This is a genomic window from Kitasatospora sp. NPDC005856, assembly GCF_040629945.1.
In the GTDB taxonomy this organism is placed as follows: Bacteria; Actinomycetota; Actinomycetes; order Streptomycetales; family Streptomycetaceae; genus Kitasatospora.
In genome coordinates, this window is record NZ_JBEXWT010000021.1 from 58,534 (window position 1) to 79,427 (window position 20,894).

The window sequence follows — 20,894 nt, forward strand, 5'->3', positions numbered from 1 at the left end:
CGGACGGTGACGGCGTGAACGCCATGGCCACGCCCGAAGTCGTCACCGTCGGTGAGGCGATGGCCGCCCTGCGGGCCACCGGCCCGATCAGGCTGGCCCCGCCCATGGAGCTGTCCGTGGCCGGCGCGGAGGCCAACGTGGCGATCGGCCTGGCCCGACTCGGCCACCGGGTCGGCTGGGTCGGCGCGGTGGGCGACGACTCCTTCGGCGCGCTGGTGCTGCGCACGCTGCGGGCCGAAGAGGTCGACGTCACCCACGCGCGGATCGACACCGACGGACGGCCCACCGGTCTCCTGGTGCGCGAGGACGGCCTCGGGGACCTGGCCAGGATCGGCTACTACCGCACCGGCTCGGCCGGCTCGGCGATCGCCCCCGAGCACGTGCTGCCCGCCCTCGGACCGGGCCTGCGGATCCTGCACCTGACCGGGATCACCCCCGCCCTCGGCCCGGCGGCCGCCCGGGCCGTCCTGGCCGCCGCGCAGCGCGCCCGCGAACTGGGCGCCCTGGTCTGCCTGGACGTCAACTACCGCTCACGGCTGTGGGATCCGGATCGCGCCAGGGCCACCCTCCTGCCACTGGCCCACGCCTGCGACGTCCTGGTCGCCTCCGCCGACGAACTGCACCTGGTCGCCGAGGACCCCGCCCTGCCGGAACCCGACGCGGTCGCCGCCTTGCTGGCGCGAGGACGGCGCGAGGTCGTGATCACCCGCGGCGGCGACGGCGCGAGCGCCACCACGCCCGACGCGACCGCGCGCGTTCCCGCGCGGCGGGTCCCCGTCACCGACGTGATCGGCGCCGGTGACGCCTTCGTCGCGGGCTACCTGTCCGCCGTCCTCGACGGACTCGACCTGGAGGCCCGCCTGCGCCGGGCCGCCGGCACCGCCGCCTTCGCCGTCGCCACCCGCGGCGACTGGGAGGGCCTGCCGCTCCGAAGGGACCTCGCACTCCTCGACGCCCCGGCCGGCACCACGCTGCGCTGACCCCGGCGGCGACCGTGACACCCGCTCCCCGACCGGCGACGCGACCGGCCGGCGCGACCGTCGAGGGCGGGGCCGTCACGGACGGGGCCGTCACGGACGGGGCCGTCGCCGCCGCCCCACCCGCACCCGCACCCTCACCCTCACCCGGCCGTGACGTCACACTGTGACGCCCCCGTTTCACGCCTCTCGGGTGTCCGCTTCGAACGACACCGGAGGTCATCATGCCGCGCACCCGCAAGGACGAGGCACCGTTGCTCGTCGACGCGCCGGTCATCCAGGGCCGGTACGTCGACCTGGACGACTACACCGTCTCCTTCGAGACCTTCCCCGCCGACGCCGACGCCACCGAGGTGTTCCGCGGGCTGCCCGACGACCGGTGCCAGTGCCCGCACTGGGGCCTGGTGCTGGCCGGTCGGCTGGTCCTGCGCTACCCGGACCACACCGAGACCTACCGCGCCGGGGACGCGTACTACGCCCCGCCCGGCCACGTACCGGTCGTCGCCGCCGGGACGGAGACCGTCGAGTTCAGCCCCGCCGCCGCGCTGCGGCGGACCACGGACGTCGTGGCCGCGAACATGGCGATGGCCGAGGGAGGCCCGCGATGAGCACCGCACCCGCCGATGCCCGTGCCACCGCCGACACCGCCACCGCCACTGCCACCGCCGGCACCGACATCCGGCTTCGCGAGACCGCCGCCGACTTCGTCGCCTTCCTGGAGACCGGCACCCCGCCCACCGGCCTCTTCACCACCGACGTCTTCTGCGACTTCACCATGCCCCGGTGGCGGCTTCAGGCGCGCGGAGTCGACGACGCGGTCGCCCTGCGCCGGGCCGGGCACCCGGGGCCCAGCCGGGTGCCGAGGTCGCGGTTCGACGCGACGCCGACCGGCTTCGTACTGGAGGTCGAGGAGCGATGGGAGCAGGACGGAGAGTCCTGGTACTGCCGGGAACTGTTCCGCGCCGACGTCTCCGAGGGCTCGATCTCCGATCTGTCGGTGTACTGCACCGGCGACTGGGACCGCGCCCGCGTGGCCGAGCACGCACGGGCCGTGCCCCTGCTGCGGCCCTGAGCGCCGGCAGCCGACTCGCCGTACGATCTGGGCCATGGAGGCTGGGTCGGACCCGGCAGCCGACACCCTGGCCGGGCTGCTGGCGGCCTACGAGCGGGCACGTGAGACAGGGGACGCCGAACTCATGGCCGCGGCGGCCCTCGACCTGCCGTCGGGCCTGCGCTTCGGGGTCCACCCGGGGCAGGTCCCGGCGCTGATCCACGAGGCGTACGCGGTGGCCGTCTCACCCGCGAGCCGGTGCCGGCTGGCCGCCGCCCTGGCCCGGGCCTGGGTGTACGGGGGCGACGCGGGCCGGGCGGCCGCCTTCGCACGGGAGGCGGTGGCCGTCGCGGACGGCCTGGGTGATCCCGCGGTCCTCGCCGAGGTCCTGGACGCCTCGCTGGTCGCGCACTGGGGGCCGGACGACTTCGCCGAACGGCTGGCCCTCTCCGCGCGCCTGGCCGACACGACGGCGCACCTCACCGACCCCGAGCGCCGGCTGACCAGTCACCTCTGGCAGCTGACCACCGCATGGGAGTGCCTGGACGTCGTCGCCGTGCAGCGCCAGCTGCGCGCGCTCGACACCCTCGCCGAGGAGTCCGGCCGGGCGCGCCCGGCCTTCTTCGCCGCCTCCCGCCGCGCCGCACTCGCCCTCGTCCACGACGAGATCGAGACGGCCGACCGCCTGCTGGCCGCCGCCCGAGGCCTGGGTACCGACGCGGCCGAGCCGGACCTGGCCGCCGTCCTGCACAGCCTCGCGGCCGCCCGGGCACGGCAGCTGGGCGACGTGGCGGCGCTGCGGCGGGAGGCCGCCGCCTTCGAGGAGTTCGGCGCAGCCGAGGGCGTGCCGTCGGTCTCCGCCGAGGCGGCCGTCCTCTGGCTGGCCGCCGGTGAGGACGGACGGTCCCGGCGACTGCTCGACCTGCTCGCCGGTGCGGGGTTCGAGGCGGTACCGCGCGACGTCGACTTCCTGCTCACCATCGCCTGCCTCAGCGAGGTCGCCGCCGCGCTGCACCGCCACGACCTCGCCTCCGAGGGCGCCCTGCTCCTCGCGCCGTTCACCGGCCGGGCCGTGATCAACGCCGGGGCGGTCACCTTCCACGGCGTGGTCGACGACTACGTCCACCGCGCACAGGCGGCCCTCGGACTCCCCGAAGCGGCCGCCGCGCAACGGGACGCGACAGCCGCCTACCGGCGGATCGGCGCCACCTGGTGGCTGCGCCGGCTCGCCGAACCCGCTCCCCCGCCGACCGCCCGTCCCCGCACCGTGCACCTGCACCCGACCCCGGACCGTGACGACGCGCTCGGCTGGCTGATCGGCGAGGAGGGCGCGACGTTCGCACTGCCCGACCTCAAGGGACTGCACCACCTGCGTACGCTGCTCGGACGCCCGGGCACCGACGTGAGCGCGGGCGACCTCGCGGCCGCGGCAAGCGGCCACCCCGGGCTCACCGTCACCGAATCCGGCACCGCGGAGATCGCCGACCGGCAGGCCCTGGACGCCTACCGCCACCGGCTGCGCGACATCGACGCCGAACTGGACGACGACGCCGGGTGGGCCGACCAGGGCCGCCTCGACCGACTGCGGCTGGAACGCGAGGCGCTGCTGGACGAGATCCGCACCGCCACCGGCCTCGGCGGACGCCGGCGCCGCTTCGGCTCCACCGACGAACGCGCCCGGGTCGCCGTGCGCAAGGCCGTCGTCTCCGCCCTCGACCGCATCGCCCGCCACGACGCCCCACTGGCCAGGCTGCTGCGCGACACCGTCCACACCGGCGCCTCCTGCCGCTACGACCCGGACCCGGCCCGCCCGGCGACCTGGCTCCTCGACCCCCCGAAACCGGCCCGAACCGACACCTGATGACTCCGGCGCTCGGAGGTGACCGGCCGGCCGGCTACGCGCCCGGAGCCTCGTCCGGGTGGAGGGCGTCGAGGACGAGAGCGAGGCCGAAGGCGAACTCGTCGGCGTAGTCGTAGCCGGGTTTGAGGACGTGTTCGGTGGCCAGCTCGGCGAGGTGGGGGTAGGCGTCGGCGGGCATCCGGCTCACGATGGCGCCCGCGACCTCGGCCGACTCCGCCCCGTCCTTGAACGGCAGGCTGACCTCCTGGAGCACGAAGCCGTACAGGTAGCTGTCGATCAGCGAGACCGCGTGCGCGGTCATCGGCACGGAGAATCCGCCGGCGCGCAGCGCGCCGATGACGGCGTCGTGGTGGCGCAGGGTCGCCGGGCCGAGACGATCGGACCGGTGGCCGGCTCAAGCCGACTCGAACTTGACCATCGCGTCGCCCGCGGCTGCGGCCGCGGCGAAGAACGACTTCAACTCGCCCGGATCGGCCGCCAGATGCGCGGCCCACGCCGGGCTCCAGGATCTGGTGAAGCCCAGGGACCTGACCTCCTGTTCCAGCGCGACATCCAGGTCCCTCACAAGGGCGTCGACCGCGATGTGCTGCAGGAACGCCGCGGCCTCCCGCACCTCGTCGGGACGGAGCACCCACAGCTCCGTCCTGACGGCCCCGCACTCAGGGTCTCCTTCTCCTTCGGCCCGTTGCTCACCGCCGAAAACCGGCAGCTGGGCGACGTCACCCGACGTCGTGCGGCCTGCGGTCAACGCGAAGTCCATCAAGTAGCCGTTGCGTTCGACGGCCATCACCATGCCGGCCTCGCCGAGCGGCCCGAAGTCCGCATCGGACCAGTACGGCACCAACGCGGCCAGTTCCTTCGGCGAGAGCTCGTCCAGCAGCCTGTCGTCCACACGCCGCCAGAAGAAGTCCACGCTCATCTCGGCCCCACTCCCCTACTGCCGCCCCGGCGTCCTCAGCACCGCTCGCGCGGCAGATCAGATGATCACTCTGACAAGTCGGGCGAACGACAGGGGTCTCGATGGGGTCGCGGGCCCGTGGGCGCCTGGCGGTCCCGGCGGTCTGCTCCCCTCGGCAGACGAGGCAGGTGATCGACGCGGTTCACACCTTCGTCAGTCCGGCATGAGGTCGTCGGTGGCGCGCACGGCCTGCTGGAGGAGCTCGAGGGCTTGGGGCTCCTGCTCCCGACCGATCACCGCGATTTTGGCCACGTACTGGCCGTAGCGGAGTTCGCCGAACCAGCGTTCACAGCCCTCCTCCTTGAAGGTCTTGTCCCGGATGAGGCAGGTGTAGGACTGCTCGTCCGCCTTCGAGCTGCCGGCGACCTCGACCGGCACGGTGGTCCACGGCTTGTCGTCGTCCGCTATGCGCCGGTGGAAGTGGAGCCAGGCCCAGGTCGGGGAGTCGAACCGATTGATGCTCTGCGAGAAGCCGCGGCGCAGGAAGTCGCTGCCGTGGAGCACGAAGTTCCGGCCCTCCTGTTCGTCGAGCCCGGACTCGGGCAGATACACGCCCACGGGGTAGCTCTCCCAGGCCCCCGGCCCGGGCGGGGACTGCGGTAGGAGCCGGGTGAGTTCGGGCTCCCCCCGCCACTGCCCGGCCAGCGGCACGTTCCACAGCAGGACCGCGGCCAGCACCGGTCCGAGGGTTCCCACAGCCAGGAGGCGCCCGCGCCGTGTCGCGGGTATCGAACGCATCGTCACGAATGCGACAGACGCGCTAAGCGCGCACACAGTTGCACCCACGGCCGCCATCGCACCGCGGGCCGTTCAGGGGGCGGGGACCATCCTAGAAAACTCGGATACCGGAGTTCGACTGGACACGGACAAGATGGGGGCGGACGGGCCGCCGCGAAGCGCACCCCAGGCGGCCGGCCCGCCCCCCATTCGTCGATCCGTTGATCAAATGGAGTGGCCCGTGCGTTTCTCATCAGTCAGGCGCGTCCTGACGGCACTCGTGCTGGCACTGGCCGGCCTGGGGCTGTTTCCGGCCGCCGCGTCGGCGGACGCCCCGGCGACCGTGCTGTTCAACCAGTTCTCCGAGCGCTGTCCGGACGCCGCGAGCGGCTACCAGGACATGCACCCCTGCGCCCCGGCGGACAACCCCGGCATGTGGGTGATCAGCCGGCTCGCACCCAACCGGTACACGATCACCGACGTCCGCGACCACAACGCCTGCCTGACCTCCGCCGATGCGCCGGTCGTCCAGCCCTGCGCGCTGTCGGACGAGAGGCAGAAGTGGGAGATCACCCGGTACGAGCCCGAGCCGGGGCGCTACGGCATGGTCGGGATGCGGATCAAGAACGCGAAGACCGGCTGGTGCCTGGACAACTCGAAGAAGACGTTCGGGGGCTGGACCATCACCCAGCGCGCCTGCCTCGACGACACCCACCAGCAGTGGGACATCTACCGCACGACCTACGAGGCCGTGTGGGGCACCCCGGGCGCACACGCCGGCATGACCTGGACCACCCTGGCACAGCGCGCCGACAACGTGGTTCACGTCGGGTTCGACGACCTGAGCCGCAGCAACCCGTACCAGGGTGACACTCCCTCCAGCGCGGTGCTGCCGATGCTGTGCATCTACCGCGACGGCCGCCCGGCGCCCGGCGGAGTGCCCACCGACGGGTACCACGCCTGGTCGGGTGGAGAGGTGCGGGCGACCACGCCGGTGGCCGGCTGGCAGCTCCCCAGCCGCCAGGCCGCCGACCAGCGGTGCTCCGACAGCTTCGGCGGCGGCTGGCGGATGGCGGAGTTCCACGACGGCAACGGCTGGGGGCTGTGGGCCCACGGCACCCTGCCCGGGGGCACCCGGTTCTGGACCGCCATCAACGACCAGCCCGCCAACCCCTGGAGCTGAGCGCCCGATCCGCCCCGGCCGGTCGACAGCCTGACGACGACCGGCCGGGGCGGCAGGAATGACAGGACGGCCGGTCGATCCGAGGATCGACCGGCCGTTCGCCGCGAACTCAGCACCGCACCCGTACGGCCGCTCCGCGACGGCCGTCACGGTCATGCCCCGTCCAGCACCTCCACGAGCGCCGCCAGGAACTCCTTCGGTCGCTCCAGCTGCACGCTGTGCCCGGCGCCTTCGACCGCGACCTCGCGCACCCGCCCGCCGGCGGCGGCGTAGCGGTCCAGCGCGGCCCGGGTCTGCGCCACCATCGGCTGTGCCGGGCAGGTGTCCGCGCCGGGCCAGCCCGGCACCGCGCCGATGGCCCCCAGGTGGGCCAGGTCGAAGAGCGAGGTGTCGGAGACGATCACGTCGGCCGTACCGCGGATCCACAGGATCGGCGGCTTCGGCTCGACCAGTTCCAGGTCGTCGATCCGGAAGTGGGTCGGCGCCATCGAGTTGAGCACCCCGCGCTCGCCGGGCCCGAAGCCGGGCCAGGCGTCGCTCGTGCGGCTGTCGCCCGGGTAGTGGTCCTCCCCGGTCCAGGTGGTCAGCATCGCGGTCACGTAGCGGTCCGGGTCCGCCAGCGGCTCGCTGACGTAGGCGCTGTTCAGCACCGAGCGCGGCGCGAACGGTGACTCGGCGCCCTGTTCGCCCTCGCTCAGCAGCCGGACGAACTCGGGGGCCGCGCCGCCGGCGCCGGAGCCCGCTCCGTCGGGCGAGTTGAGCCGCCCGTCCACCCCGTGGGTACCGCCGAAGCCGTACGGGGAGACCGGGTTGACCAGGGTGAGCGAGCGGACGAGTTCCGGGTGGTCGCGCAGCAGTTGCAGCACCACACCGCCGCCCATGCTCCAGCCGACCAGATGGACCGGGCCGAGCGCCAGTTCCCGGAGGTAGGAGAGCAGGTCCTCGCTGTGGTCGCGCAGGCCCCGGGTGGCGTCCACCGGCAGCGGCTCGGTGCCGCCGAAGCCGCGCAGGTCGGGTGCCAGCGGGCGGTAGCGCTCGGGCAGGGCGGTCATGGTCGAGTGCCAGAAGACGCCGGAGGAGACGTTGCCGTGCACCAGGACCACGGGTTCCCCGGTGCGGCCCTCGATCTCGGCGTGGCTCATGGTGAGCCGGTCGGTGGCGACCAGTCGATCGGTGATCATCCGGGTGGTCCTCAGTTCAGCCAGCCGGCGACCTGCGCGCTCGCCGCGCTGTCCCAGCCGAGTTGCAGGTGGTTGGCGAGGGCGATCAGCGCGGTTCCGCCGACGGTGCCGAAGCCGGTGGTGTCCAGCGCGCTGGCGACGAAGACCACTCCGTCGCTGGGCCCGCGGTTCTCGTTGAAGATCCCGACGATGCTGGGCGTGCCGCCGGCCAGGAGGTACGACGTCACCGAGGAGGGCACTCCGGCCTGCTGCAGCGGGGTGATCAGCGAGCCCGCGTTGATCGCGGCCTGGATGCCGCCGCCGTCGGTGTAGAAGCCCTGGCCCCCGTAGTAGGTCGTGTACCAGTCCTGCTGGGTCTGGTCGATGCCGAACACCGAGTCCCAGCGGGCCAGCATCTGCCGCTGCCCGGGGTAGACGTCATAGCCGCTCGTCGGGGTGAAGGAGAACTCCGGGTGCGAGGTGTAGGTGCCGTAGCAGGTCATCCGCAGGTGCGGGGACGGCGCGTTGACGGCACCGCCGCACTGCGGCCAGATCGAGAAGTCGTGCGCCCAGCCGTGCGCGAACGGGTAGTCGTAGCCGCCGTTCGGGCCGCCGAGGGTGATCAGCTTGCGCACGTCGCCCGCGTACGGGCGGCCCCAGGAGGGCTTGACCGAGGACACGTAGGCCCGCGAGGACATCTCGCCCTTGCTCCAGCCCACCACGTCCACCTGCGGGACGCCGAGCTTGGCACGGATCAGCGCGACGGCGTCGCCGACCTCCTGGGCCTGCATCAGGTTGTCGCCCTGCTTGTGTGCGAAGCCGATCGCGAAGACCCGGTAGCCCCGACCGGCGAGGTTCTGCATCAGCCCGGCGTTCGGGCAGGAGGCGGAGCCGCAGCCGTAGCCGCCGGACTCGCCGGGGTTGGCCCACGCCCGGTCCGGGTTGTCGTTGGCGCCGTGCACCAGCAGCACCGGGACCTGGTGCGAGCCGGTGTTCCAGCCCGGAGCCGAGTAGAGCAGGAAACGGCCGGAGAAGGGCTGCTTGACGCCACCGAAGAAGGTGAGCCGCTGGCCGTCCTGGTCGCCGCGGCCGTCCGGCGGGTACTGCTCCTGCCGGAAGCCGGTGGTGGTGTCGAGGTACCGCTCGACGCGTTCCCAGCCGTTGGAGACGCTGTTGTACGTCGCCTCCAGGGTCAGGTTGGACGGCACCGCGGCCGCGGCGGCCACGGCCGGCACCGACGGCACGGCCGCACCGACCAGGGCCAGCACGCCCGCGAGCACCCAGCCCAGTCCTCTTCGCCTGCTGCGTCCGATTCTTCGCATACGCGTTCACTCCTCCACGCCGAGGGTCCGGTCCGGGACACCCTAGGGGGGCCTGAGTGCCCTCCCTATGTCGGCCGCACACACCTCAGGCCTCCCGATGTAGCCCTCGACCACCTGGCCAGGGGCCGGCCGCGAACGGTCCACCTCGCCCACCCGTTCGACCCGTCGAGCCCGGCACTCCCCCCGACGACGAGCCCTCCGCCCGGGCCCGTCGGCCGCGTTTCCACGCGCTCCCGCCTCGATCACGCGTGGCCGGGGTTCCTCTTCCTGCGAATATCGCATCATTGCTTCGATGAAAGCCGAATCGAGCACATCATCAGCACTGGCACATGAATTCCGATTCGACGAATCTTGCCCGCATTCCCGCCGGGCTATAGGATCCGCCCCACATGGGCGAACTGCCGCCCCCCGCCGACGAACCGAGCACGATCGACCGCAAGTCGCATCATCGACCCACGACATTCCGCGACATTCTCTTCAGCGTTCCGGAAGAGTCACACCGGCCGCCCGTCCGACGTCCCGGCGATCGGTATTCCCCGTACCACCGCCATTCCATCCGGGAGGAGATCCCGTGCGGTTTCGAACGCTTTTCCACACCCGACTGAGGCCCGCCGCGAGAGCGGTCTGCGCGGTGCTCGCCGCGCTCTGCACCGTCATGGGGCTCGCGAGCCCGGCGGTGGCCGCCGGCTCGACCCCGGGCACGTACAGCTACTACGCCTTCCCGTCCGGCACGTCGAAGCTGGGCTCGGTCACCTTCGCGACCACGGTGCAGTCCGACCCCGGGCGGGGCAACGTCTTCTGGTCGCACCAGTTCGGATTCACCAACGGCGTCAGCGGTTACATCGGGATGCAGCGCCACCGGACGGACCCCGGCATGTACCTGTTCTCGTTGTGGGGCGCGACGAACGCGCAGGCCGGCGACACCGGCACCTACTGCCAGACGTTCACCGAGAGCGGGGGCGGCGGGTACAGCTGCCGCCTCAACGCGGGCTTCGTCGCCGGCCACACCTACCGCTACGACATCACGCCGGCGAACCCCGGCTGGTACCAGGCCAAGGTCAGCGACACCACCGCGGGCACCTCCTTCGTCCTCGGCACCCTGCAGGTCGGTACGGGGCAGGCGATCCAGGCGACGGACATGGTCGACTGGGTCGAGTACTTCGACTGGAACAACAACGCCGCGACCTGCGCCGACGAGCCCTACTCCGCGGCCCGGTTCGCCCTCCCCAGCGGCGTCGACGCCACCACCGGACTGCCGGTCGCCTCCACCGTCTCCGGCACCTCGACCAGCAGCACCTGCGCCAACCAGGCGAACGTCACCCCGAACGCCGCCGGCAGCGTCCACCGCGACGCCATCGGCAACACCTCGTCCGGATCCATCACCGGCATCGGCGGCCAGTGCGTGGACATCACCGGCGGCAGCAGCACCGACGGCACGCGGCTGGAGCTGTGGGGCTGCGGCCAGTGGCAGGACAACCAGAACTGGGTCCTGGCCAACGACGGCACCGTCCACGCCCTGTTCAAGTGCATGACGGCCAGCGGCTCCGGGACCGCCAACGGCACCGCCGTCGTGCTCTCCACCTGCAACGGCTCGCCCGGCCAGCAGTGGACCCGGACCAACGGCACCCTGCTCAACCCGAACTCCCACCGCTGCCTCGACGCCACCAGCGCCAGCAGCACCCCCGGAACCAAGCTCGAACTCTGGGACTGCAACGGCGGCACCAACCAGCAGTGGCACACTCCGTCCTGACGGGACCCGACGGGCCGACTCCGGAGATCGAGGAGCCGGCCCGCCTCCCGCCGTCGGCACGGGTCCGTCAGTGCTGGCTGTTGCGGAAGCCGATCACGACGGCGCCCCACCAGCAGATCTGGGAGACGAGCGCGGTGGTGGCGCCCCAGGCCAGCAGACGCGGGGTGAGCGCGGCTGGTCCGTGCTGGGCCATGCGGCTGTTCAGGAGCCCGGCCTGGAGGCCGTTGACGGTGAGGACGAGGACCAGCGCGAGCTTGACGCAGGTGAGGGGGACGACAGATCGGGCTCCAGCATCACACCGCTGACGACGAGTCCTCCGAGCCCGGCCCAGATCGGCAGGTGCAGCCGGTTGGTGGCGCCGAGTGCCTCGCGCAGTGCGCATCGCCGTGTCATCCAGAGCAGGCCGTAGTAGTCGGCGACGAGGACGGCGCCGAAGCCGAGGACCAGCGAGGCCAGGTGGACGAAGAGGGCCGCCGTGTGCAGCGCCGGGTCGACGTCGAGGTGCGTCGAGATCCACGCGCACGCTGCCAGGCCGGCGCAGGCCGCCAGGGCCGCGGCGGCGACCGTCCACCACGTGTCGTGCAGGCGCACCGGTCGGGCAGACGCTCCACCGGACCCGCCGAAGACCGTCCCCTCGGGGAGTCCGCGTGTCCGCCCGTCGCCGTTCCACGCAGACCGTCGGCGCCGTGGCCGTCGAACACCAAGACCAGGCGCACCGAACTCACCACCGAGCAGCTCCAGGCGCCGGCCGCAGAGGCCGGGTCAGCCGGCGGGTCGGCTCTGCCGGCGTGCCACGTCTTGAGAGGAAGGAGCGACGATCCTGTCGCCACGCAGGAGTCCGCTGTCCTGTGGGGCCTCCGCGGGGTCATGGCCGGTAGTGACGATTCGGTTGTCCTCGTCAACGAAGACAACCTGGGGCTTCATGTCGCGGGCCTCCTCATCGGATAGCTGCGCATAGGAGATGATGATGACGAGATCTCCTGGGCTGATGAGTCGCGCAGCGGCACCGTTGATGCCGATGATCCCTGTGTCCCTCGGCCCTTCGATGACGTAGGTGGAGAGGCGGGACCCGTTGTTGATGTCGACGATGTCGACCTTCTCGCCGGGCAGTAGATCCGCAGCCTCCATGAGGTCGGAGCTGATGGTGAGCGAACCAACGTAGTGGAGGTCGGCCTGTGTGACTGTGGCTCGGTGGATCTTGGACTTCATCATGGTGCGATGCACGGCGGTTGATCCTCGTCGTTTAGATGTCGTCATAGTCCGGCGTGGACATGCCGGGGCTGTCGGATTGATCTTCCTGGACAGGAACCGCGGCAGCATCATTGCGGGCCCCACCCCAGCGTTTCTCGGTCTCCCTGTGAATGTGCCAGATGTCGTCCTCGGTAAGGAGGACGGAGACGACACCGGGAAAAGCTTCCTCGAAGTAAATATAGGGCTTCCGGTTGTCGATGCGCGGGGAGTGGTAGTCGAGTTGGTCCCGCATGCCGTGCTGGCGCGTGACCGGTGTCGCGGGGTGATAGGTGAGTATGTTCGGGCTGGCCAGATCGATCAGCTTGTCGTCGACGAGACGGCCCACTTCGTGGATGGTCTCGTCGATGCTGTCCCGCGTCTCACCGTCGAGGCCGAAAAGAACGGAAGTTCCCAGCTGCAGGTCCTGCGCCTTGACGAGGCCCGCAGCTTCCCTGACCTTTTCCCGCCAGGGCTTCCGTTCGTCCCGGCGGATATTCTTGTGAATGTTGTTCATGACCTGCGTCGACATGCTCTCGATGCCGATGTAGATGTAGCTGCATCCGGCATCCTTCATCTTTCGCAGGATTTTCGACGATTCTTCAGCCGAGTGCAGCGCGACGAGGGTGTCCACGGTCAGCTGAGCACCCCACTGGAGGTCGCGCAGCCGCTGGACATCGCCTTCCTCGCGAACGAACCTGCGGTAACGCGGTTCGAGTGAACCGCCCTCGTCCCGGCGGAGCCGGCTGAGCTCTTCGCAGAAGTTCTCGATGTCCCGATACCGACCGCTCCAGAAGACGGAGTCGTCGAAGAAGAGCGACTCGGCGCCATAGCTGACGTATTCACAGACCCGCTCCGCCGCCGCACCTATCGCATCGTCCTTGAACCGCTTGAGCCCAGTGCCGAGTTGCGACGACTCGGAGCAGAAATTACATCGGTACGGACAGGCGTTGGACACCATGAAGTGCGCGGTGCGCATCACCTCCCCCGTCCCGGGGCGAGTGAAGATGGGGAATCGGGATCGGATCGCGAATGCCTCGTACGGCGAGGGCAAGGACGCGAGGTCGAGCGTTCGGCCACGGAGCGGAACGGCGTCGAAGGTCTCCCCCGCCGCCAGGACGACGACCGACGTGCCGGGCACGGAACCCTCTTCGGCGAGCAGCCCCTGCAGGCACGGCAGAACCTGGTCACGGTCCACCCAACGCCGGTCGAGATCGGTGGCAAGGGCGAGGGCCCGCATGAGCAGGTCCACAGCGAAGTAGGCCTCGCCGCCGACGACGGCGTCGACCACTCCGGGAGCCTTGCCCTCCTGAATGACTGCCACCGTGCTGCTGGGTTCGAGCACGAGGGCCTGGCCGTCAGGGGTGCAGGTGGTGGTCTCGTCCACATGACGGCCTCCGAGTATGACGAAGGCGTCCGGGACCTCACGCTTGACCAGCCTCGCGATTTCGAGCGCGTAGCGGTGCGCGGGTGACACGGCGCTGATGAGCACGACCCTGGGCTGGACCTCGCGCAGTAACCGCAGCCATCTCGTGCGCGCCGCGTCGTCCCAGACCCGGGGGTCGAACACCGTCTGGTCGGTGTTGGGTGACGTGCCGTAGGCCCGGTATCCGTCGTCACTGGCGGAGAGCCGGTACTCCTTGGACGGGAACCGGGTCCACTCGGGCGCGAGGTCGCTGTAGTGCACGGCCTCCTCCAGCGGGCCGGCGTCCGCCACGGCACGGTGCACGGCAGCACTCAGCGCTGTATAGAGACACATCGGGTCGCCCGGATAGGTGATTTCACCCTCGGATTGGGTCATGACGGGCGCCAGTACCGACAGCACAGGGAAATAGCGGGTGTCCGTTCGCGCACTCGCCAGGTCGTCTAACAGCCGGCTCCTGCGTGTCAGACGCCGTTCCCGAAACGCGTCCAGATCGGACACTTCCCCCGGGCGATGCATCTGAATGTCGCCGCCCCCCGAATGTATCTTCTGAATAGCGTGCGTGGCCATCAGTCCCCCGTCCTTCTGCTTTCCCGAAAAACACGCATCCCAATCAGTCACAGATTGGGGCGTTCCCAAAGCCTGGCCGCATTTTTCTTGTGACGGTCCGGCAACTCCTCAATCGAGGGATCACCCGGTACGACCTCGAACTCACCCGTGATCTTACTCGACCCTACTAGGTCGTGTCTGCAAATTTCATGTCCACATCAGTCCTCAGTCATTCACATACGCGCGCCGGCCCGAGGGCTTCGACCGGGGTTTCCGCGAACGCGGAACGGCCGACCGAGCCAAACGGTTCCGGGCCCGCATCGAAGAACTCACCCGGCAGCTCGGCGAACTCGACGCACCCGAACCACCTCGCCTATCAGCAGATCCTCACCGCCCTGGCCGACACAGGCGGCCCGATGCGCGCCCGCGACCTCGCCAGGCCCTCGGCCTGCCGAATGCGCCGGCATGATCAGCAGGCATGTTCGTGGCTGTTGCGAAGACCGATGCGGTTTGTCGAGGTGCCCGTTGTCGCTCCGTGCCCGTTCCGGTGAGCGAGTCCCGTCTCCGGCCGCGCGGATCGCGCGGGCGAGCAACCCGGGCGGTGCGACGGCGGTGCGGGTGAGCGACCGGCGGGACGGGCCGTGGTGCGCGACCCGACCCGGCTGGAACTGGTCACCGAAGCCGTCCGTACCGTGCCGGAAAAGGTGGCCCGCACCACTCCGCACCTGCTGACCGACCTGGCCGGCGAGGGCTGGGAGCGCCGCTACGGCCGTCAGGTCCGTCTGGGCAAGAACCCCACGCTGCCCAAGACCAGGATCCTCGCCGCCGGCGCCGACGCCTGCCGACTCCTGGAACACCTCCACCGGCACGGACCGTGCGCTGCTCGACGACTGGCCGAGGCCCGACGCGGCCTGGCCGACAGCGGGTGCAGGCACGCCTTGTCCACCAGGCCCGTCCCGTTACGCTGCGCCACTCTGTCCGGGGTCGGAGTTCCCCGCCCCGGGCAGAGCGGCCGTGGCCTGAAGATACGCGGCCAGGCTCTGCAGGGTCGGATGGCTGTGCAGAGCCACCAACGTCAGCTCGGGCACCTGCGCCATACTGCGCATGGCCTTCATCGAGTCGCCGCCCAAAGCGAAGAAGTCGTCGTCACGCCGGATCGCATCGATACCCAGAACGTCCCGCCATGCCGCGGCGATCCACTTCTCCCACGGACTGCTGGGCTCGGCATCCACGGGCACGGTGCCGCCACGGCGCTCCTCGTGCGGTGAGGGGGCCGTGGGAAGCGACTTGCGGTCCAGCTTCCCGTTGGGGCTCAGCGGCATGGCCGGCAGCACGAGCACAGTGCCGGGAACCATGTGAGCCGGGAGGCTGGCCGCGAGGGTCCTGCGGATGTCCTCCGGATCCAGGACTTCGCCGTCGCACGGCACGGCATATCCGACCAGGACCGGGACGCCGACGGCATCGGTCTGTGCGGTCACCGCCGCTTCTTTGACCTGAGGATGGTCGCGGAGTACGGACTCGATCTCGGTCAGCTCCACCCGCAGCCCGTGAATCTTCACCTGAAGGTCGGTCCGGCCGATCAGTTCGATCAGTCCGTCGGCACCGAACCTCGCCAAGTCGCCGGTGCGATACAGCCGCTCGTCGGCCACTGGGCCGTACGTCCAGTCGATGAATCGCTCGGCGGTCAATGCGGGCTGGTCCAGGTAGCCGAGCGCGAGGCCGACGCCGGCGAGGTACAACTCGCCCGTGACACCCGGCGGAACGGGTTGAAGTGACTCGTCCAGGATGTACGTGCGCTGATTGGCCATCGGGCGCCCGTACGGAATGCTCCTCCAGGTGGGTTCGGTGGCCTCGACCTCGAATATCGTCGAATAGATCGAGGCCTCGGTGGCCCCACCCAGGGAGATGAACCTGGCATCGGGCGCGGCTCCGCGGGCGCGTCCGGGCAGCTTCAGCGGGATCCAGTCTCCGGCGATCATGATCAGCCGCAGTGCGTTGACCGGTGAGGGCCCGCCACCCCCGCCGCGCTCGACATGATCGAGCACCAGTTCCAGCAGCGCCGGGGCGGTGTTCCACACCGTGACGCCGTGGTCCGCCGCCAGTTCGGCCCAGTGCGCCGGATCCTTGGCCCGGCCGGGCGCAGGAAGGACGAGAGTGCCGCCTGCCGCCGTCATCCCGAGGAACTCGTAGACCGACATGTCGAAACTCGGGGATGACAGGCCGAGGACACTGTCGCCGATGCCCACAGCGAAGCGGGAGTTGAGATCCTCGATGTTGTTCATCACGCCCCGGTGGCGCAGCGCGATCGGCTTCGGCTTTCCGGTGGAACCGGAAGTATGGATGACGTAGCAGAGGTTGTCCGGCCCGGCCTGGGCCTTCGGATCGTGATCGGGCTGAGCGGACAGGGCGGCGGTCTCGCGGTCCAGTAACACCAGGAGTTCCTGCCGTACGGAGTCCTCCCCGGTCAGAGCGGCAGCGAGCTTGCTATGGCTGATCAGAGCCACGCAGGAAGCACCGGTGATCATGGTGGACACCCTGGCCCGCGGATAGCCGGGGTCGAGTGGCACATAGGCCCCGCCGGCCTTGAGTACCCCGAGCATCGAGATCAGCAGATCAGGCGAGTGCTCGAGGTAGAGGCCGACGCGGTCGTCGGGGCCGACGCCCAGGCCCCTCAGATGATGTGCCAGCCGGTTCGCCGCGACGTTGATCTCCTGGAACGTCAGCCGGGTCGCTCCCTGGATCACGGCGACGGCCTCGGGGGACCGCGCGGCCCGCTCCTCGAACGCCTCGTGCAGACAACCTTCCTCGCGGGGCAGCTGGACAGCGGTGTCGTTCCATTCCATGAGGATCCGGTGCACCTCGGGCCCAGCGAGAAGCACGAGATCCGCCACCGCCTGGTCCGGCCGGTTCGCGCCGTCCTCAAGCAGGTTCTGGAAGTGGGCAAGCAGCTGGTCGCCGGTCGCCGTTTCGAAGAGTCGCTCGTCGAAGTGGAGAGCGGCCGACCGGGACGCCGCCTCGGCCACAGGCAGCACGAGCTCGGCCTCGTACGGCCGATCGCCCTCGCCGGCCCGATCCGCACCGAAACGTACGCCGATGCGCGCGGGCTCCTTCCCGGGGGCCGCCACGGTACTGGCCGCACCGGTCAGTCCGCGGAGCGTGCTCTCCCCGGTGACGGAGAATCGGAGCAGCCAGTCCTCACCTCCTTCGCGGCGCACGTGGAACTCGACCTGGTTCTGGCCGGAGTACCGGTACAGCAGCGCGGCGAAGCCGGCGAGCAGCACACTCTCCGGGGCGGTCACACAGGACACCGCCACGTCCCTGACGGCGCTGGCGTAGAGACCGGGAATTTCTCGGCGTACCACCCCCGTGCAACGGGGTGCGTCGACGCCACGCGGCCGGTCCGCAGGGATTTGGGCGGCATGGGAGGACAATTCCTGTCTCCTGTCACAGATTCTCGACATCGCAGATGTAATTCGACTGTGAATATCGGATGGGCGCATGTGCGCACCGACTGCCGGGCCAGGAAGCTCCAAGCTTTGGGAGCGACCAGCCTCAGCGTCTGATCCGGGCCGAGGAAGGCGCTGTTGGCGACAGTATCTGCGGGTTGCGAACGCCGCAATGTGGCCGACGTCACACTTCGCGGTCGAAGGCTGTCGCATAACCTTGTGTGCTCCCCTCATAGGGCGACCATGACGTACTCGGGGAGGGAACTCCCTTGTGGCCCAACAGGACTGTGGGGATGCGACCGGAGGGCGGGGGGACTCGCAGGAGTTCTGCCGAGCGATCGGTTTCCTGCCGCAGGCTTTCCGTACCAACCTCCTCTCCGTCGTGCGGCACTGCACCGGCATTGGTCCGCACAGCGCTGTGCCATCGAACCAACACGGAACAGGACTATGAACGCCGACACTTCGTCAACTGCTCTCGACGCCCTCGAACTGAGCCGCCTGTCACAGCGGGACGGGGAGAAGTGGGCCACCGCGGGCGACGGCATGCTGGCCTCTTGGGTCGCGGACATGGACTTTCCGACCGCACCCGCGATACGCCAGGCCCTGCTGCGCCGCGCCGACGGCGATCTCGGCTACCCCCCATGGTTCGACGAGAGCCGCGGCGGCCCGCTCGGCGAGGTGTTCGCCGAGCGGACGCGGCACCGGTATGGCCATGGGCCTGATCCCACGCACGTCCGGCTGTTCACGGACATCAACCAGGCGATGCTCGCGACGCTCCAGGTCGCCACCGACCCCGGCGATGCGGTACTTCTGCACACCCCCGTGTGCCCGCCGTTCGTCGATGTCATCGAGAGGATCGGCCGCAGGGCGCTGACCGTTCCGATCCAGGAGGGCGAGGGCGGGTGGGAGTTCGATCCCGCGCTCATGGAGCGGACCGCGGCGGACGAGGGCTCGGGGCGCTGCCGTGTGCTCTTCCTCGTCAACCCCCACAACCCCACCGGCCGGGTGTTCCGCCGTGACGAGCTGGAGTCACTCGCGGAACTCGTGCTCAGGTTCAACCTGTTGGTGATCTCCGACGAGGTGCACGCGGATCTGACCCATGCCCCGAACCAGCACATTCCCTTCGCCTCGCTCAGCCCGGAAATCGCCGCCCGCACCGTCACCCTCACCTCGGGGAGCAAGGCATTCAACCTCGCCGGGATCCGCTGCGCGCTGGCACACATAGGACCGCAGGCCGTACGGGATGCCGTCGACGCCCGGCGCGGGCTGCTTTTCGGCCAAGTAGGAGTGCTCGCGGTCGAGGCACTGAAGGCCGCCTGGACCTCGGGCGATGCCTGGCTGGACGACGTGCTGGCCATCTTGGACCGGAACCGGCGGCTACTGGCCGAGCGGCTCCCGGAGGGGATCCGATGTCAGACTCCGGAGGCCACTTTCCTTGCCTGGCTCGACTGCCGGCAGCTGGGGATCGGTCCGGACCCCATGCCCTTCTTCCGCGACGAGGCCAAGGTGCTCCTCTTCTCCGGTCCGGCCTTCGGAGCCGGCGGCGATGGATTCGTACGGCTCAATTTCGGTACGTCCCCACAGGTCCTGGAAGAGACCCTGGACCGTATGAGCGCCGCGTTGCGACGGCGCGGACGTCATTGAGAACCGCGTCAGCCTCGATCGTTCATGAGGGTGCCGCAGGCCTTGTTCGGGCAGGACTTCGCGCTCACCTCAGCCGTTGTCATGAGCGCCACACCGATCGGCATCCTGGTGGCGGTCCGGGCGATCCACGGCATCGGCCTGCCTTGGACCCTTCTCGCCTAAGGTGCCGGTCACCTCGCCCTGGTCCTCGTCCCCCTGCGCAATCGCGAGCTGCACGACATGGACGTTCCGATCAGCACCAACAACCCCGCAGGCACGGACAAGGAGCTTTCCTGTGACTGACCACGCGACGGTGCGGGTCCAGCTGGCCTCCGCCCTGGAAATGCAGTTCTGGCTCGGTGAGCAGATCGCCCCGGCGAGCCGCGCCGGCTGGGTCCTCGCCCAGGTCCGCGTCGACGGCCCGCTCGATCTCCCCGCCCTCGACGCAGCGCTGTCGGCGGTGGCGCGCCGCCAGGAGGCGCTGCGCACCGCCTTCGTCTTCGAGCAGGAGCAGGTGGTCCGCAAGGTCCTCGCGGAGCCGGTCGCAGAGCCGCTACTGCGCCTCGGGTCCGGCACCGGCTTCGAGGAGGCGGCCGCCGCCCTGCTGAACGCTGACACCTTCGATCTCGCCGCGGGCCGCGTTCACCGGGCCGCAGTCGCCCCGGACGCACAGGGCGCCACCGTCTTCCTGGCGGTCCATCACATCGCCTTCGACGGCCTCTCCCAGGAGGTGTTCGCCGCCGATCTGGCGTGTGCCTACGCACGGGCCGTCGACGGCGTCGCGACCGGTCTGCCCGTGCTGGAACGAATGGAGGCCGCAGAACTCACGCCGGCGCAACACGCCGAACTCACCACACACTGGCGTGCCTTGCTGGCTGGGGCGGCCGACCTGCCCACCCCGGACGGCAGCCCGGCGCCGAACCAGCACGAGCTCGGTGTAGGTGGGTCGGCCGAGCTCCGAACCACCTGTCCGCCCAGCACCTGGCAGGCGGTGCGCGACCAGGCCAGGCGCAGCGCCTGCTCACCATTCGCGGTGCTGCTGGCCGCGTACGGCCGGGCTCTGGCCGAGATCACCGGCGGCTCCGACTTCTGCGTCGGCACACCGGTGGCCGCCCGCTCGGCCGGGCAGAAGGACGAACTCGGCTGCCTGATGGACATCCTGCCGGTGCGGATGCCCGAGCTGTCGGCACCCGGGGTGGTCGAGCGGGTCTGGGCTGCCGTGCGGCAGAGCATCATGGGCTCCGCGCTGCCCCGTTACGAAATCGTCCGGGCCGTACAGACCGTCCCCGGTGGTCGGATGCCCGTCTACCAGGTGCTGTTCGCCTTCGAGAACTGGCAGCGCGTCGAGCATTCGGCCGGTCCGGTAAGGATGCACACCGTTCCGGTGCCGCCGGTCGGCGCGGTCGCCGAGGTTCAGCTCCAGGTGTGCGAACTGCCCGACGGGACCCTGAAATGCGTCGTCCAGGCTCCGCTGACCGGTTCCTGGTCGCAACGGCTCCCTGATCTGCTGCGCGCCTTCGACAGCCAACTCGTCGAAATCGCCCCGCCGGCCACGACGTCAGCCGCGCCGCACTCTTCCTCCTCGGAAGCTCCCGCCTGACCACCACGTTGATGTGCTTGCCGTACGCCGGTGCGGGAGCCGGGGTC

Annotated in this window: 18 protein-coding genes and 1 pseudogene; 9 read left to right on the forward strand and 10 right to left on the reverse strand. The window is 70.3% G+C overall.

The window, feature by feature from the left end:
* Positions 1-23 precede the first annotated feature (23 nt).
* The 4 genes from ABZ449_RS15555 to ABZ449_RS15570 all read left to right on the forward strand — a co-directional run bounded on the left by ABZ449_RS15555 (position 24) and on the right by ABZ449_RS15570 (position 3,889).
* Entirely contained in the window at positions 24-980 is a 957-nt protein-coding gene (locus ABZ449_RS15555; RefSeq protein ID WP_360345729.1) for a sugar kinase, read from the forward strand.
* A gap of 221 nt (positions 981-1,201) precedes the next feature.
* Positions 1,202-1,585, forward strand: coding sequence for a hypothetical protein (locus ABZ449_RS15560; protein ID WP_360345731.1), 384 nt, complete (start codon positions 1,202-1,204; stop codon positions 1,583-1,585).
* The gene (locus ABZ449_RS15565; protein WP_360345733.1) at positions 1,582-2,049 is read left to right on the forward strand and encodes a hypothetical protein; all 468 of its coding nucleotides are present in this window, start codon (positions 1,582-1,584) and stop codon (positions 2,047-2,049) included. The genes ABZ449_RS15560 and ABZ449_RS15565 overlap by 4 nt, the downstream gene beginning before the upstream one ends.
* A 34-nt stretch (positions 2,050-2,083) precedes the next feature.
* On the forward strand, positions 2,084-3,889 hold the full coding sequence (locus ABZ449_RS15570; RefSeq protein ID WP_360345735.1) for a hypothetical protein: 1,806 nt from the start codon (positions 2,084-2,086) through the stop codon (positions 3,887-3,889).
* Between the two features lie 34 nt (positions 3,890-3,923).
* Here ABZ449_RS15570 and ABZ449_RS15575 read toward each other — a convergent pair.
* From ABZ449_RS15575 to ABZ449_RS15585, 3 genes and pseudogenes are all read right to left on the reverse strand, one after another.
* A pseudogene (locus tag ABZ449_RS15575) lies at positions 3,924-4,256 on the reverse strand (TetR/AcrR family transcriptional regulator C-terminal domain-containing protein); the annotation flags it as partial.
* Between the two features lie 27 nt (positions 4,257-4,283).
* Positions 4,284-4,808, reverse strand: a complete 525-nt coding sequence (locus ABZ449_RS15580; protein WP_360345737.1) for a hypothetical protein — start codon at positions 4,806-4,808, stop codon at positions 4,284-4,286.
* A 192-nt stretch (positions 4,809-5,000) separates the two neighbouring features.
* Entirely contained in the window at positions 5,001-5,543 is a 543-nt protein-coding gene (locus ABZ449_RS15585; protein ID WP_360345739.1) for a hypothetical protein, read from the reverse strand.
* A 262-nt stretch (positions 5,544-5,805) separates the two neighbouring features.
* On the opposite strand from ABZ449_RS15585, the gene ABZ449_RS15590 reads away from it, so the two are divergent.
* The gene (locus tag ABZ449_RS15590; RefSeq protein WP_360345741.1) at positions 5,806-6,747 is read left to right on the forward strand and encodes an RICIN domain-containing protein; all 942 of its coding nucleotides are present in this window, start codon (positions 5,806-5,808) and stop codon (positions 6,745-6,747) included.
* A 152-nt stretch (positions 6,748-6,899) separates the two neighbouring features.
* On the opposite strand, the gene ABZ449_RS15595 is transcribed toward ABZ449_RS15590, so the two are convergent.
* Positions 6,900-7,928, reverse strand: a complete 1,029-nt coding sequence (locus tag ABZ449_RS15595; protein WP_360345743.1) for an alpha/beta hydrolase — start codon at positions 7,926-7,928, stop codon at positions 6,900-6,902.
* Positions 7,929-7,939: 11 nt separating this feature from the next.
* Positions 7,940-9,229, reverse strand: coding sequence for a lipase (locus ABZ449_RS15600; protein ID WP_360345745.1), 1,290 nt, complete (start codon positions 9,227-9,229; stop codon positions 7,940-7,942).
* 571 nt (positions 9,230-9,800) lie between these two features.
* On the opposite strand from ABZ449_RS15600, the gene ABZ449_RS15605 reads away from it, so the two are divergent.
* On the forward strand, positions 9,801-10,979 hold the full coding sequence (locus ABZ449_RS15605; RefSeq protein ID WP_360345747.1) for a ricin-type beta-trefoil lectin domain protein: 1,179 nt from the start codon (positions 9,801-9,803) through the stop codon (positions 10,977-10,979).
* Between the two features lie 67 nt (positions 10,980-11,046).
* On the opposite strand, the gene ABZ449_RS15610 is transcribed toward ABZ449_RS15605, so the two are convergent.
* The 5 genes from ABZ449_RS15610 to ABZ449_RS15630 all read right to left on the reverse strand — a co-directional run bounded on the left by ABZ449_RS15610 (position 11,047) and on the right by ABZ449_RS15630 (position 17,477).
* A complete protein-coding gene (locus ABZ449_RS15610) occupies positions 11,047-11,172 on the reverse strand; it encodes a hypothetical protein (RefSeq protein ID WP_360345749.1) in 126 nt (41 codons plus the stop codon).
* Between the two features lie 8 nt (positions 11,173-11,180).
* Positions 11,181-11,570, reverse strand: coding sequence for a hypothetical protein (locus ABZ449_RS15615; protein ID WP_360345751.1), 390 nt, complete (start codon positions 11,568-11,570; stop codon positions 11,181-11,183).
* A gap of 171 nt (positions 11,571-11,741) precedes the next feature.
* Complete coding sequence (gene panD, locus ABZ449_RS15620; protein ID WP_360345753.1) at positions 11,742-12,203, reverse strand: aspartate 1-decarboxylase; 462 nt, start codon at positions 12,201-12,203, stop codon at positions 11,742-11,744.
* A gap of 19 nt (positions 12,204-12,222) precedes the next feature.
* The gene (locus ABZ449_RS15625; protein ID WP_360345755.1) at positions 12,223-14,199 is read right to left on the reverse strand and encodes a radical SAM protein; all 1,977 of its coding nucleotides are present in this window, start codon (positions 14,197-14,199) and stop codon (positions 12,223-12,225) included.
* A gap of 938 nt (positions 14,200-15,137) precedes the next feature.
* Positions 15,138-17,477 carry a non-ribosomal peptide synthetase gene (locus ABZ449_RS15630; protein ID WP_360345757.1) on the reverse strand — a complete coding sequence of 780 codons (2,340 nt, stop codon included), beginning with the start codon at positions 17,475-17,477 and terminating at the stop codon, positions 15,138-15,140.
* A 594-nt stretch (positions 17,478-18,071) separates the two neighbouring features.
* On the opposite strand from ABZ449_RS15630, the gene ABZ449_RS15635 reads away from it, so the two are divergent.
* The 3 genes from ABZ449_RS15635 to ABZ449_RS15645 all read left to right on the forward strand — a co-directional run bounded on the left by ABZ449_RS15635 (position 18,072) and on the right by ABZ449_RS15645 (position 20,847).
* Complete coding sequence (locus ABZ449_RS15635) at positions 18,072-19,268, forward strand: aminotransferase class I/II-fold pyridoxal phosphate-dependent enzyme (protein ID WP_360345759.1); 1,197 nt, start codon at positions 18,072-18,074, stop codon at positions 19,266-19,268.
* A 24-nt stretch (positions 19,269-19,292) separates the two neighbouring features.
* Positions 19,293-19,430 (forward strand): hypothetical protein, encoded by a 138-nt coding sequence (locus ABZ449_RS15640; RefSeq protein ID WP_360345761.1) that lies wholly within the window; start codon positions 19,293-19,295, stop codon positions 19,428-19,430.
* 112 nt (positions 19,431-19,542) lie between these two features.
* The gene (locus ABZ449_RS15645) at positions 19,543-20,847 is read left to right on the forward strand and encodes a condensation domain-containing protein (protein ID WP_360345763.1); all 1,305 of its coding nucleotides are present in this window, start codon (positions 19,543-19,545) and stop codon (positions 20,845-20,847) included.
* Positions 20,848-20,894: the final 47 nt, after the last annotated feature.